The 13,874-nt window shown below is 62.1% G+C and carries 9 protein-coding genes; 7 read left to right on the top strand and 2 right to left on the bottom strand.

Annotated features, from left to right (window positions below; all coding sequences use genetic code 11):
* Window positions 1-246: 246 nt before the first annotated feature.
* Window positions 247-3,579: a PAS-domain containing protein gene (locus tag DZK26_RS10920; protein ID WP_116896887.1), complete on the top strand. Its 3,333-nt coding sequence runs from the start codon at window positions 247-249 to the stop codon at window positions 3,577-3,579.
* 372 nt (window positions 3,580-3,951) lie between these two features.
* Here the strand turns inward: DZK26_RS10920 and DZK26_RS10915 are convergent, their stop codons facing one another.
* On the bottom strand, window positions 3,952-5,247 hold the full coding sequence (locus tag DZK26_RS10915) for a flavohemoglobin expression-modulating QEGLA motif protein (protein ID WP_220336973.1): 1,296 nt from the start codon (window positions 5,245-5,247) through the stop codon (window positions 3,952-3,954).
* Between the two features lie 114 nt (window positions 5,248-5,361).
* On the opposite strand from DZK26_RS10915, the gene DZK26_RS10910 reads away from it, so the two are divergent.
* The 6 genes from DZK26_RS10910 (at window position 5,362) to DZK26_RS14185 (ending at window position 12,874) form a co-directional block, all read left to right on the top strand.
* Entirely contained in the window at window positions 5,362-6,378 is a 1,017-nt protein-coding gene (locus tag DZK26_RS10910; RefSeq protein ID WP_116896888.1) for a 3-oxoacyl-ACP synthase III, read from the top strand.
* A 185-nt stretch (window positions 6,379-6,563) separates the two neighbouring features.
* Window positions 6,564-7,451 (top strand): alpha/beta fold hydrolase, encoded by an 888-nt coding sequence (locus tag DZK26_RS10905; RefSeq protein ID WP_116896889.1) that lies wholly within the window; start codon window positions 6,564-6,566, stop codon window positions 7,449-7,451.
* Window positions 7,452-7,780: 329 nt separating this feature from the next.
* Window positions 7,781-9,418 (top strand): fatty acid CoA ligase family protein, encoded by a 1,638-nt coding sequence (locus DZK26_RS10900; RefSeq protein ID WP_116896890.1) that lies wholly within the window; start codon window positions 7,781-7,783, stop codon window positions 9,416-9,418.
* A gap of 231 nt (window positions 9,419-9,649) precedes the next feature.
* Window positions 9,650-11,104 (top strand): bifunctional 2-methylcitrate dehydratase/aconitate hydratase, encoded by a 1,455-nt coding sequence (locus tag DZK26_RS10895; protein WP_116896891.1) that lies wholly within the window; start codon window positions 9,650-9,652, stop codon window positions 11,102-11,104.
* 177 nt (window positions 11,105-11,281) lie between these two features.
* On the top strand, window positions 11,282-12,055 hold the full coding sequence (locus tag DZK26_RS10890) for a right-handed parallel beta-helix repeat-containing protein (RefSeq protein ID WP_147306574.1): 774 nt from the start codon (window positions 11,282-11,284) through the stop codon (window positions 12,053-12,055).
* Between the two features lie 6 nt (window positions 12,056-12,061).
* Window positions 12,062-12,874, top strand: coding sequence for a hypothetical protein (locus DZK26_RS14185; protein WP_147306575.1), 813 nt, complete (start codon window positions 12,062-12,064; stop codon window positions 12,872-12,874).
* Here the strand turns inward: DZK26_RS14185 and DZK26_RS10880 are convergent.
* The gene (locus DZK26_RS10880; RefSeq protein ID WP_116896894.1) at window positions 12,865-13,869 is read right to left on the bottom strand and encodes a class 1 fructose-bisphosphatase; all 1,005 of its coding nucleotides are present in this window, start codon (window positions 13,867-13,869) and stop codon (window positions 12,865-12,867) included. The two genes, DZK26_RS14185 and DZK26_RS10880, sit on opposite strands and share 10 nt — an antisense overlap.
* Window positions 13,870-13,874: the final 5 nt, after the last annotated feature.

Here is a 13,874-nt window from a genome sequence, read left to right as displayed (position 1 = left end):
TTGGGCCGGAACCGTTCTGCGGTTGCCGGCCCTTCTTTTTCGGGGGGCAATCCTACGTACCCGAAGGTTTTATTTTTGGGAGTTGAATCGAGCATCACAAATTCGAAGCACCAAGCACCAAATCTCAAACAAAATTCTAATGATCGAAATTCGAATGACCGAAACGGGTTAGGTGCTGCAAATTCGTTGTGACTGAGCCCTTAAACTGTTTCACATGAACTTCTCCCTTTCTTTGCGGAAAGAACTGTGTCGACGCTGACGCTTGTTGCCGCCGGGCTGGCCTGGCTGGGCCTGCTGTTCGCCGTCGCGCTGTTCGGCGAGCGTTCCCAAGCGCGCTGGCAGAAACTGTGGCCGGTGGTCTACTCTTTGTCCCTGGCGGTCTACTGCACGGCCTGGACGTTCTACGGCACCACCACCCAGGCGGCTCAATCGGGCTGGCCCATTCCGCCGACCTTCGTCGGCACCATCGTGCTGTTCGTTGTCTTCTTTCCCTTCCTGCGGCGACTGGTGGCGCTGAGCAAGGCGACCAATGCCACCAGCATTGCCGACTTCATCGCCACGCGCTTCGGCAAGTCGTCGATGCTGGCGGCGGTAGTGACCGGAGTGGCCGTCATCGGCCTCGTGCCCTACATTTCGCTGCAGCTTCAGGCGGTGGCGATGAGCTTCGAGGCCATTCATGGCCGCGTGGCGGCGGAGTCCGCCGCCTGGCAGGATCTGGCGTTCTACGCGGCACTCATCATGGCGGTGTTCGCCATGCTCTTCGGTACGCGACGCGCCGCGGCCACGGAGCACAACCGGGGGCTTGTACTGGCCATGGGCTTCGAGTCACTGCTCAAGCTCACCGCCATGCTGGCCCTGGGGGGCTTCGTTCTGTTCGTGCTGTTCTCCGGCCCGGCCGAGTTCGCCGAACGTGCGCCGTCGCCGGAATTCTCGAACCTGGACTCCTTTCTGACCCTGACCCTGCTCGGCGCGCTGGCCATGTTCACGCTGCCGCACCAGTTCCACATCGGCGTGGTCGAGTGCCGTCAGGAGCGTCACCTGCGCGTGGCGCGCTGGCTGTTTCCGCTGTTCTTGATCCTCATCAGCCTGCCCATTCTGCCGCTCGCACGGGCGGGCAATGCACTGCTCGAGGGCGTGGTCACGCCTGATCTCTATGTGCTGATGCTGCCGCTGGGCGAGGGCCAGAATGGGCTGGCGCTGCTGGCTTTCCTGGGCGGTTTGAGTGCGGCCACCTCGATGGTCATCCTGGCCAGTCTGACCTTGTCGATCATGATCGGCAACCACTGGTTGACGCCGGCTTTGCTCAACCGCCACTGGGGCCGGGTGAGCGAGCTGGGTATTCCGGTTCGCCAGCAGCGCCGGCTGGGTATCGTGGTCGTGCTTTTGCTGGCCTACGTCTACAGTCGCTCCATCGGCGTGGCCGATGCCCTGGCCGATATCGGGGCGCTGTCCTTTTCCGGCCTGGCCCAGCTCGGCCCGGCCGTGATACTGGCGGTCTACCGGCCCGGCCTGTCCGCACGGGCCATACTGGCCGGCATCGTCTTCGGCGTGGCGGCCTGGGCGTATGTCCTGTTCCTGCCGCTGCTGCTGACCGGTTTTGGCGTCCAGGGCGACTGGATGAGTGCCGGCCCGCTGGGGCTGACCTGGCTGGCGCCCGAGAACCTGTTCGGCATGGCCGGATTTTCGCCCCTGACGCGTGCCGTGGTCGCCAGCCTGGCGGTCAACCTGATGGTGACCCTGATCGGCGTCCGGCTCGACGCCGCACCGGGGCGCGATACTGCCGAGGACGATCCGATGCGCCCGGACATGCTCTATCGCCTGGCCGAGCGTTTCCTGCCGGAAGAGCAGTTGGCGACCCTGTTCGCCGAACGCAGTGATGCGCGCAGCCTGGCCGCCCGCCTGGAGCACGAGCTGGCCGCCGTGGTCGGTTCAGCCTCGGCGAGGTTGCTGCTCGATGCCGCGCGCCGTCGCACACCGGCACCTCTGGATACCGTTGCCGACCTGGTCGGCCAGGCGGCCGAACAGGCGCGATTCAGCCGCGAAGTCCTTTCGGGCGCGCTCGAGAACATGAGCCAAGGTGTATGCGTCGTCGACCAGGACATGCGCCTGGTGGCCTGGAACAGCGCCTACCTGGCCCTGTTCGACTATCCCGAGGAATTGATCCGCCTCGGCCGGCCGGTGGCCGACCTCCTGCGTCACAACGCCGAGTCGGGCTTGATGGGAGGCGGGGACATTGAGCGCAAGATCCAGCGGCGGATCGCCCACAAGCGTGCCGGTACGCGGCATCGCATCGAGCGGCCCTGGCCGGACGGGCGCATCATCGAAATCCGCGGCAATCCCATGCCCGGCGGGGGGTTCGTGGCCACCTTCACCGACGTCACCGCCTTCCGCAATGCCGAGGAAGAGCTCAGGCGCATCAATGAAACGCTCGAACAGCGTGTGGCGGACCGGACGCATGAACTCGAGCAGGCCAAGGTCGACGCCGAGCGCGCCAGCGAGGCCAAGACGCGCTTCCTGGCCGCGGTCAGCCACGATCTGGTGCAGCCACTCAATGCCGCGCAACTGCTGACCCATGCACTGTCGGGACGAGTCAACGACGAGCGATCGCGCAAGTCGCTGGACCAGATTTCCGGTGCCCTGGGCGCCACGGAGGATCTTATCGAGGGCCTGCTCGATATCTCGCGGCTGGATGCCGGCGGGATGGAACCCCGGCGCAGCCGTTTTCCCCTGGGCGAATTGTTTTCCCAGCTGCAGGGCGAGTTCACAGTGCTCGCCCGCGAGCGCGGTCTGAGGCTGGAATGCGTCGACACCCGGGTCTGGGTAGAAACCGACCCGCAGTTGTTACGGCGCATCCTGCAGAATTTTCTGTCCAACGCCGTGCGCTATACACGCCACGGGCGGGTCCTGATCGGCTGCCGGCGGCGGGGCGACCAGGTGCTGATCGGCATCTGGGATACCGGGCCGGGTATTACGACCGACGACCAGGCGGTGATTTTCGAGGAGTTCCGTCGCCTGGGTGATCGCCAGCACGCGCCGGGCCTGGGGCTGGGACTGGCGATCGCCGAGCGCATGGCCCGGTTGCTCGGGCACGACATCGAATTGATCAGTGAACCGGGTCGAGGCACGGTCTTCGGCGTGCAGGTTCCCCGCGCCGAACCGGTGCAAAGCGCGCCGTCGCGAAGCGCCGACCGCAGCGAACCGGGTACCGGTCGCGTGCTGATCGTCGACAACGAGGCGGCCATGCTGGGCTCGCTCGACACCCTGGTTTCGGGCTGGGGATTCGAGGTGCGGGTGGCCAGCAACGCCGAACAGGCACTGGCGGCCGTCGGACAGTTCGACCCGGAGCTGCTGGTTGTCGATTACCATCTCGACGAAGGACATACCGGTCTCGAGCTGCTCGATTCACTGCGCGAGACCGGCTGTGACAGCCCGGCCATTCTGATCAGTGCCGACCATGCCGCCGAGGTGCGGCAGGCCGCCCGCCGCGCCGGTGGCGAGTTTCTGCACAAGCCGATTCGACCGCTGGCCCTGCGTTCACTGATAACGCGCATGATGCCGCGCCGGCGACGTGGAGGGTGACTTGACGGTCTGGAGTCCCTCGATAGGAGTCCGTCAGTCCTCGCCTTGGGGTGGTGGATCGACGGTGAAATGTTCCAAATCCCAAGCACCAATTCTCAAACAATTTCCGAAGGACCAAATGTTCAATGACCGAAACGGGCGGGGCGCCGAATTCACGGGCTTGCGCGCCTGAGACAGGGACAGGCACCTCATTGCAAGGCCCGGTGGAGTCGAGCCGGACGGAGACAGCAGGAAGTCCCGTGATCTGGACGGAGTCGAGAATTAGGTCATTGGAATTTCGTACATTGAAAATTGTTTGAAAATTGGCACTTGTGATTTGGTACTTCAGCCAGCCGATCGTATGTCAGATCGAATCGGATTCGGCCACGGAACCTAGGAAAACCTGGCCACCGGCGCAGTCGCCAATACTTCGGCGTAGCGTTCGTGCACGCGTCCGATTCGCACGCGCCCCAGAAAGCCGGAATATGCCAGGTAGCTGACCAGGAAGCGACGGTCGCTGGCCCAGCGCGGCAGAAACTTCGGAGCCTTGAGCAGGCCCATTTCGGCCAGTTCGCACAGGACCGGAATGTCGGCCAGTGCGAGCTTGCCGCAGAACAGCAGCTGCAGGATGTCGACGCGGCCGGCGGCCACCAGCGAGCGCAGAAAATCATGTACCCGCAGCAGGCCGTCGAGGTAAACGGCATCCTTGGTGAACGGCGCGCCGCCGGTGAGTACCCCGCCCCGGAAAACCCGCCGGGTCTGTTCGAAGGCGGTGCACTGAAGGGCACGAGGGTTCGGCCGATTACTCTGTCTTTCGGCCGCGGCCTCACCCTGCTCCAGGAAGTGCCGGTAGACCTCGATGAAATCGGCGCCGTCGACCGCCATCTGGATGGCGAGTACGCGGTCGGTCAGGCGGCCGAGGCGGTCGATGTCCATGCCGCCGGTGATGAACTCGGCGAACACGGCCAGGCCCTCCTGGGTTCGCGTGGTGCCGGGATGGCTGGCGGCCAGGATGGGCAGCTCGCTCTGGGCTCTCCCATTGAGGGCGGTGGTGACGTGAATGCCGGCTTCGTGGTGGATGAGCTGGTCGACGTCGCGGTCGGTAAAGCGGGCACCGGACCGGATTCTGATGCGGTCGGCACCGGCAGTGGCGTTGGCCGAAAGCGTGTCGACGATCTCCACGTCCGGCGCCTCGTCGCCGAAGAAGCGGAGCACGGCTGCGCTCATGCGCCGGGCCACTTCCTGGTCCGTGGCGCTGGCGTCGGCCGGCGTACCCAGGTCGATGTGGTCGAGCTGGTCGATGATGCCCCGCAGCCGGCGAGCCAGTTGCAGCGGACTGTCCGTGGAGTCGGGCAGGGCTTCGTCCGGGGCGCCGTAGAGTTCGCGCGAGGCGGCGAAGAACTCCGGCGTGCCCAGGCCTTCGATCATCCGGTTGGCCAGTTCGAGGCGCTCGGCAATGCGCTCCAGCCACTCGCGGGCCGGGCCGCTTTTGGCAATCAGGGGGCGCGCCCTGGCCAGGGCGTGCCGGACACTTTTGGTATCAACTGCGGGGTACTCGACCCGGGGGAGCTCTTGTGCGCCGGTGTCGAGGAAGTGGTCGCGTACCGACAGCGGCCAGGCCAGAAGGCCCAGGATGCGCAGGGGCTGTTCGGCCTCACGCAGCGCGGTCGCGGCACGGGTTATGCGCACAGCCAGCGGTGCTCCGGCCCGAGTATTCAAATGAAGGTTCCGTTGAACATTTCACGGTATAATAGCGTGTTAATCCAACGAAACTGCCTCGAATTCGCGGCCAGGATAAGATCAATGCTTTTTGACAATGTCGCCATCAAGTCGGTCGTCTCGGTGGACGCCCCGCACATGGTAACCAGCGCCGAGATTCGCGACCGGCTCGAGCCGACTTTCCAGAAGCTTCGCATGCGAGGCAACCCGCTCATCGACGTGGCCGGCATCGAGGAGCGCCGCTTCTGGGACATAGGTGTGCAGCCTTCCGATGCGGCGACGATGGCCGCCGAGAAGGCACTGGCCCGCGCCGATATCGACCGCGATCGGGTCGGTATCCTGATCAATACCTCGGTCACGCGCGACTTCCTGGAGCCGTCGACGGCCTGTATGGTCCACAGCAACCTGAAGCTTTCCAATACCTGCGAGAGCTTCGATGTCGGCAACGCTTGCCTGGCGTTCATCAACGGCATGAATATCGCCGCGCACATGCTCGATCGCGGCGAGATCGACTACGCGCTGATCGTCAACGCCGAGAATGTCCGCGAGGTCTGCGAGATCACGATCAACCGACTGCTCGAGCCCGGCGTGACGCGCAAGCAGTTCAAGAGCGAGTTCGCCAGCCTGACGCTGGGTTGTGGCGCGGCCGCGATGGTCATGTCGCGCGGTGACCTCGAGCCCGACGGCCACCAGTACAAGGGCGGTGTCTCGCGCGCGGCGACCGAATTCAACAACCTTTGCCGCGGTTGGGACGACCTGATGTGGACCGATGCCAAGAGCCTTTTGCGCGAGGGCATGAAGCTCGCCGGCGCCACGTATACCACCGCCCGCCAGGTACTCGGCTGGGTGGCCAACGAACTCGATCATGTCGTTATCCACCAGGTCTCGCGGGTGCATACCGAGGCTTTCATACGTGCCTTCGGCGTCGAGCCCGAGAAGATCTTCCGAATCTTCCCCAAGCTGGGTAATGTCGGCCCCGCCTCGATTCCGACCGTGCTGAGCAAGATCATCGACGCCGGTCGGGTTAATCGCGGTGACCGCATCGCACTGATGGGCATCGGTTCAGGCTTGAACTGCAGCATGGCCGAAGTCGTCTGGTAAGAGCGCCCGAGGCGCGCTCGGGCGCAAATTCGAAATTCGAATATCGAAATCCGAAACAAATACGAAGCACGAAACTCGAAACGGCTCCATTACACGGGTTTCCATGTTTCGAATTTCGTGCTTGTTTCGGATTTGGTGCTTCGGATTTCGGATTTGCTTGATCGGAACCACCGGGATATCCGTCAATGAACAACGTTCCTGACTCGCTCTTCCCTTACGAGCCCCACTACCACACCCAATCCACCGGCCACCGCATGCATTACGTGGACGAGGGGCCGCTGGAGGGGCAGCCGGTGGTGATGGTGCACGGCAACCCGACCTGGTCGTTCTATTACCGCAATGTCATCGCCGCGTTGAAGGGCGAGTTTCGTTGCTTGGCGCCGGATCATGTCGGCATGGGCCTGTCGGACCGTCCCGACGAGTCCAGCTACGATTTCACCATGGCTAGCCGGGTCGCGGATTTCGGGCACTGGCTCGACGAGGTCGAACCAGACCGCAAGATCGATCTGGTCGTGCACGACTGGGGCGGGGCGATCGCCATGGCCTGGGCCGTGCAGCATCCCGAGCGTGTACGGCGCATCGTGCTGCTCAACACCTGGGCATTCACCATTCCGGAAGACGAACCGCTGCCCTTCGCGCTGAAATTCGCGCGCACCGGCCCGGGCGGTTTCCTGATCAACCGCTTCAACGCTTTCTCCGGAATGGCGACGCGGTTGGCTACAGCCACGAGGCTCGATCGTGAAGTGGCGCGCGGGCTGACCGCCCCGTATCGCGGTAGCCCGAGTCGCCGACTGGCCACGCTGCGTTTCGTGCAGGATATTCCACTGAAAGAATCAGACCAGGCCTGGCCGGTACTGGCCGAAACCGAAAAACATCTCGATCGCCTGGCCGACAACCCGATCAAGTTCATCTGGGGCGCGAAGGACTTCGTCTTCGACGACCGCGTGCTCGACATGTGGCGCAAGCTCTGGCCGCAGGCCGAGGTCGAATATCTCGAGGATGCCGGCCACTATGTCCTCGAAGATGCCCCCGAGCGGGTCGTAGCGGGTATTCGGCAGTTTCTCGGCCAGTAAAAGAAAAGGTTTATGTCCACAGATGAACACAGATTTGGTGTGCCGATAACCAGGAATTGGGCAACTCGTCCGCCCAACCATTCATCCGGCGCCAAAAATCTCAAATTCCAAGCACCAAATATCAAACAAATTCCAATTACCGAAATTCGAATGACAGAAACGGCCAACCTGCTACGAAATGCTTGGCTGGATGCTCATTGGTGCTAGCAACTCCCAACGTGGGAAGCCTGGCACTAAGGCAACAGTCAAACACTCGAGTAACACAGTTTTTCATCTGTGTTTATCTGTGTTCATCTGTGGACAAATAGATTTTGATTTCTTGCTGACTCATGGCCTCTGAACAGCCCATCAACATCGCCCACGCGCTAACCCGGCAGGCCGAGGCCCAGCCCGAGGCCATTGCGTTGATCCTGCCCATCAAGCGCTCGGGTGATGGCTGGGTCGACCGGCGCTGGACGTATCGCGAGCTCGACGAGTTGACCGATCGCCTGGCCGCCGGGCTGCAGGCCAAGGGCATTGGCAAGGGCACGCGCGTGGCCTTCATGGTGCCGCCCTCGCTGGAATTCTTTGCCCTGTTCTTCGCCCTGTTCAAGGCTGGGGCCGTACCGGTGCTGATCGATCCGGGCATCGGCCTGAAACCGCTCAAGACCTGCCTGGCCGAGGCCGAGCCCGGGGTGTTTATCGGCGTGACCCGCGCCCAGGTCGCGCGCATGGTCCTGGGCTGGGCGCGCGGCAGTATCCGGCAGACTATCACCGTCGGGCCGCGCCCGTTCTGGCTCGGTCTGAAATACGCCGACCTGCTCTCGGCCCGGCTCGAGGACTTCGATCCGCCGGAAGTCGGTGCCGACGACGAGGCGGCCATCCTGTTCACCTCCGGCTCGACCGGCATTCCCAAGGGCGTGATCTATCGCCACCGCATGTTCGCCGCCCAGGTCGAGCTGCTGCGCGAGACCTTCGGCATCAGCCCGGGGGAAGTCGACCTGCCGACGTTTCCGCCGTTCGCCCTGTTCGACCCGGCGCTGGGAATGACTTCGGTGATTCCGATCATGGACTTCACCCGCCCGGCCCAGGCCGATCCGGACATGCTGGTCAGCCTGATCGAGACCTACGGCGTGACTCACCTGTTCGGCTCGCCGGCGTTGATGAACACCCTCAGCCGCCACCTGGAAAAACACAATATCCGGATTCCGGGCGTGCGCCGGGCCCTGTCGGCCGGCGCACCGGTGCCGCCGGGCGTGATCGAGCGCATGCACGGTGCCCTGGACCCCTGGTCGGACATCCATACGCCCTACGGGGCGACCGAGGCCCTGCCGGTGGCCACCGTGGCCGGCCGTGAACTCGTCGGCGAACTGTCCGACGGCAATCGCTCGGGCAAGGGCATCTGTATCGGCCGGCCGCTGGCGGCCAACGAGGTGCGCATCATCCCGATCTCCGACGACCCGATCGACCTGACCGAGTACGCCGGCGAGGTTCCCGACGGCGAGATCGGCGAAATCTGCGTGGTCGGGCCCACGGTGACCGATACCTACTGGAAGCGTGAGCAGCAGACCCGGGAAGCGAAAATGACCGACAGCCGGGGCCGAATCTGGCATCGCATGGGCGACCTGGGCTGGCAGGACGACGTGGGCCGCCTGTGGTTCTGCGGCCGCAAGTCCGAGCGCGTAGTCACCCCCGAGGGTACGCTGTTCACCGAGTGCGTCGAGGGCCCGGTCAACGCCGTCGAGGGCGTGTTCCGCTCAGCCCTTGTGGGCGTCGGCGAAAAGGGCCGCCAGGAGCCGGTGATCGTCATCGAGCCTGAATCCGGCGCCGACCAGGCCGCCGTCGAGCGGGCCGTGCGCGAAGTGCTTTCCCGCGACTGGCTATCGCGCGAAATCCGGCGCGTACTGTTCAAGGACGCCTTCCCCGTCGATATCCGCCACAACGCCAAGATCCGCCGGCGCGAACTGGCCGAGTGGGCAGCGGAATAAAAGCAAATACGAAATTCGAAGCACCAAATTCGAAGGAAATTCGAAATTCGAAACGACCTCTCGAGGATCCATGAGAGTGTTCCGGCTGTCGGGTTTCCCGCTGACCTAAACCGGAGCCTGTTTCGGATTTGGTGCTTCGGATTTCGAATTTGTGGGTCAAACCGCCGTCTGCCCGGGGTTAGTGCCTTAAAATAACCGGTTTGACCCACATCTATCAGGAGCCTCACCCAAATGAGTGGCGAGATCGATATTCGTTCGGCGACGCGCCCGGACCCGGACCAGCTCATCCAGGACATCGCCGACTACGTCGTCGACTATGACATCACCTCCAGTGAAGCCTGGGAGACGGCGCACTACTGCCTCAAGGATTCCCTGGCCTGCTCGATGCTGGCGCTGAAGTTCCCCGAGTGCGTCAAGCTGCTGGGCCCGGTCGTGCCGGGCATGGAGCTGGACAAGGGTTCGCGGGTTCCCGGCACGCCCTACAAGCTCGATCCCGTCCAGGCCGCCTTCAATATCGGCGTGCTGGTGCGCTACCTCGACTTCAACGACACCTGGTTGGCGGCCGAGTGGGGACATCCCTCCGATAACCTGGGCGCGATCCTGGCCGTGGCCGATTACGTTTCTCGCAGGAACGTCGCCGAAGGCGGCGAGGCGCTGAAGATCGAGGCGGTGCTGGAGGCCATGATCAAGGCCCACGAGATCCAGGGCATCCTGGCGCTCAAGAACAGCTTCAACCGTGTCGGCCTCGATCACGTGCTGCTGGTGCGCGTCGCGTCCACCGCGGTGGTCACGAAGATGCTCGGCGGCGACCGTGATGATGTGGTCAACGCCGTCAGCCAGGCCTGGATCGATGGTGGTGCGCTGCGTACCTATCGCCACGCCCCTAACACCGGCCCGCGCAAGAGCTGGGCCGCGGGCGACGCCTGCCGCCGCGCCGTTCAGCTGGCGCTGATCACCCTCAAGGGCGAAATCGGCTACCCCTCGGCGCTGACCGCCAAGGGCTGGGGCTTCCAGGACGTGCTGTTCAAGGGTAACGACCTGGTGCTCGAGCGGGAACTCGGTAGTTACGTCATGGAGCAGGTGCTGTTCAAGATTTCCTTCCCGGCCGAGTTCCATGCCCAGACGGCCGTGGAATGTGCCTACAAGCTGCACGACGAGGTCAAGGATCGTATTGACGAGATCGACAAGATCGAGCTTGAAACGCAAGAGGCGGGCTGCCGCATCATCGACAAGACCGGCCCGCTCAACAACTACGCCGACCGCGACCATTGCCTGCAGTACATGGTCGCCGTGCCGCTGATCTTCGGCGAGCTGACCGCCGATTCCTATACCGATGAGGTTGCGTCTGATCCGCGTATTGACGAACTGCGCGAGAAGATGACCGTCAAGGAAAACAAGCGCTTTTCCGAGGAATACATGGACCCGGACAAGCGCGCCATCGGCAACTCGGTGCAGGTGTTCTTCAAGGATGGCTCGAGCACCGACAAGGTCTCCATCGACTATCCCGTTGGCCACCGCCGCCGCCGCGAGGAAGGCATTCCGCTGCTCGAGGACAAGTTCAAACGTGCCGTCTCCGGCCAGCTCTCCGCCCGCCAGGCCGGCGCCATCATGAAGGCAACCGAGCGCTTCGACGCTCTCAAGGGCACGCTGGTACCCGAGTTCACCAGCTTGTGGTCACTCGACTGATCGAGTCGGACGATCACGAAAAAGGCCGCTTTCGGGCGGCCTTTTTCGTGGATTCACTGTTCCATGCGGCGCTGGGCAATCTGGCGCCTAATAGGACTGGTTTCGCAAGTATTGTCATGGTTTTATCCATTTTCGCGTAGTGTAAGTTCAGAGTTTAGTTAAACAGAGGGAGAAACCGTGATTCGTTTTGCAATTTTTCTAAGTCTTGGTCTTGCCGTTCCACTATTCTCAATCGCGCAGGATGGTGCATTTGAAATCAATCAAGCATGTGTGGAAGAAGGTTGCTTCGACGGAGATGATCCCGGCTTTCCAGTTAATATCATGTCATCCGGTGTTTATAAATTGACAAGTAATCTCACTGTCGGAGATAGCCACGGTATTTTGGTCAATTCCGGCCTGGGTCCCGTAGAGATTGATCTGAATGGGTATGCTGTTATTGGTCCGAATGAGTGCAGTGGCGAACCAGTTACCAAGTGCAATGAAGTTACCCAGGAACGGGGAGTGATTGCCCCAGATGGAGTGTCCGTAAAGAATGGATCGGTATCGGGCTTCGAGATTGGTGTTGATTGTACCGGATGCAGGATGGCCAACCTGCACATCTCCGATAACACCAGATCCGGTGCAACAGCAGGGGTAGGGGCTAATGAAACGGGGCTAATTGCCCGCAACTGCGTATTCGAGAGTAATCTTTATTACGGTGTGCGGCTTAAGGGTGAAGGGAATCTAGTAGAAGGATCCATTGCGCGCTTTAATGGCAATGCAGGAATTACTGGTTCTAATGCTGTCAGTGGAGTCATTCGTAACAACACCATCTCCAATAACGAAGGAACCGGAGAGTTTGTGGGCATCAATTTCGGAGCTAACGTCTTAGTCACCGGCAACAGTTTCGAACGGGCATTCAATGGCGGGGTGTCTGCAGACGATAACTCTTGCGCTGGCGAAAAGTGCTGATTCGTTATGAAGATGACTCTATTTTTACGTTGTTTGAAAATTGCGGTGTTAAGTCTCCTTTTCGGCTCCGTGTTGACACTCCCGGGAACGGTGATGGCCGGTCTAGCCAGTCAGTGGTATCTATCCTTCCAATCGATACAAGAAATGAATGGCCAGACGGGCTTCCCATATCAGGTGATGAACTTTGATCTCAGCACCGGTGCGATTTCGACTGAATTGACGCCTACTGACAGTGTGCCGATTAGCGGAGTGAGTGTGGCTGAAGCCGATTCTTCTTATTTTGTATTGCAGCATCACGTTGACTTGGGAAGCGGGCTTGTGGCCAGTCCGAACGATATTATCGTCAGTGATGCGAGCGGTCTTAATCTGGCATTTGACGCCGATGCGGAAGGGATTCCCGACGGGGTGAAGATCGATGCGCTCCATCGGGTTGAAAGTGGGCAATGGGTGATTTCCATTGATGTGCATGCTGAGCTCGGCGGTACGGCCTACTCTGACGGCGACCTGATCGGGCATGACGGAACGGAGTTCTTTCTCGTGGCCTCCGAAGCTGACCTTGGTCTGGAAACCAGCGCGGATGTCACCGGCATTACCCAGGGCACCGGCGGCCGCTGGCTGGTGACGCTGGCTTCTGGCGGGCAGACGCTGGACGGGCTGGTCTACTTTGCCGGCGATGTGCTTCTGGGCGATTCCGACGGCCGACTTTCGGCCATCGAACTCAGCAGCCGTGAAGCACCGCTCTCCGTCACCGCCGGCCTCAATGCCATCTCCGCCGAGCCAGCGCCTGACGGCATCTTCAGCGATCGCTTTCAGGAGTGATAGCCGGCTACACGCTCGACTTCGTTGCGTGAGCCCAGAATCACCGGCACGCGCTGGTGCAGTTCTTCCGGGGCGAGGTCGAGAATGCGCCGCTCGCCGGTGCTGGCCGCGCCGCCGGCCTGTTCGACGATCATGGCCATGGGGTTGGCCTCGTACATCAATCTCAACTTGCCAGCCTTGCCCTGGGCGCGGATGCGCTTGTCGCATGGGTACATGAAGATGCCGCCGCGGGTGAGGATGCGGTGGACTTCGGCCACCATCGAGGCGACCCAGCGCATGTTGAAATTCTTGCCCCTCGGGCCGTCCTCGCCGGCCAGGCACTCGTCGATATAGCGCCGGATCGGTTCGTCCCAGAATCGCTGGTTGGAAGCGTTGATGGCGAACTCCTTCGTATCTTCCGGAATGGTGACGTGCTCGCGCGTGAGCAGGAATTCGCCGAATTCGCGGTCGAGAGTGAACATGCTCACCCCGTCGCCGGTGGTCAGCACCATCATGGTCGAGGGGCCGTACAGGCAGTAGCCGGCGGCGACCTGTTCGACGCCCGGTCGCAGGAAGTCGGCCTCGGTTGGCTCCTGCGTGTCGTCGGGCGCGCGCAGGATCGAGAAGATCGTGCCCACCGAGACGTTGACGTCGATGTTGGACGAGCCGTCGAGCGGATCGCACAGCAGGAGATAGCGGCCGCGGCGCTCGGCGCTCATGGGATGGATGCCCTCCATCTCCTCGGAAGCCAGGGCGGCGATATGTCCGTTGTGCTCGAGCGCCTCGATCATGATCTCGTTGGAAATCACATCGAGCTTCTTCTGCTCCTCCCCTTGAACGTTTTCGCTCTCGGCACTGCCGAGGACGTTGACCAGCGCGCCCTTGTCGACCAGCGCGGCGATCTTCTTGCAGGCCACGCAGATGTCGTTGAGCAGGCCGGTGAAGGTGCCGCTGGCGCCTTCGATGTCGCGCTGGTTGCGGATGATGTAGTGGGTCAGTGTGGTGCCGATGCGCATGATGA

It is taken from the genome of Wenzhouxiangella sp. 15190 (assembly GCF_003417465.1).
Lineage (GTDB): Bacteria > Pseudomonadota > Gammaproteobacteria > Xanthomonadales > Wenzhouxiangellaceae > Wenzhouxiangella.
Note: the sequence above shows the minus strand (reverse complement) of the source record. Positions and strands in the feature narration are given on the sequence as shown.

Coding starts and splice junctions, on each gene's coding strand:
- DZK26_RS10910 (WP_116896888.1), top strand. CDS start 5,362: ATGCTTTTTGACAATGTCGCCATCAAGTCGGTCGTCTCGGTGGACGCC.
- DZK26_RS10905 (WP_116896889.1), top strand. CDS start 6,564: ATGAACAACGTTCCTGACTCGCTCTTCCCTTACGAGCCCCACTACCAC.
- DZK26_RS10900 (WP_116896890.1), top strand. CDS start 7,781: ATGGCCTCTGAACAGCCCATCAACATCGCCCACGCGCTAACCCGGCAG.
- DZK26_RS10895 (WP_116896891.1), top strand. CDS start 9,650: ATGAGTGGCGAGATCGATATTCGTTCGGCGACGCGCCCGGACCCGGAC.
- DZK26_RS14185 (WP_147306575.1), top strand. CDS start 12,062: ATGAAGATGACTCTATTTTTACGTTGTTTGAAAATTGCGGTGTTAAGT.
- DZK26_RS10880 (WP_116896894.1), bottom strand. CDS start 13,869: ATGCGCATCGGCACCACACTGACCCACTACATCATCCGCAACCAGCGC.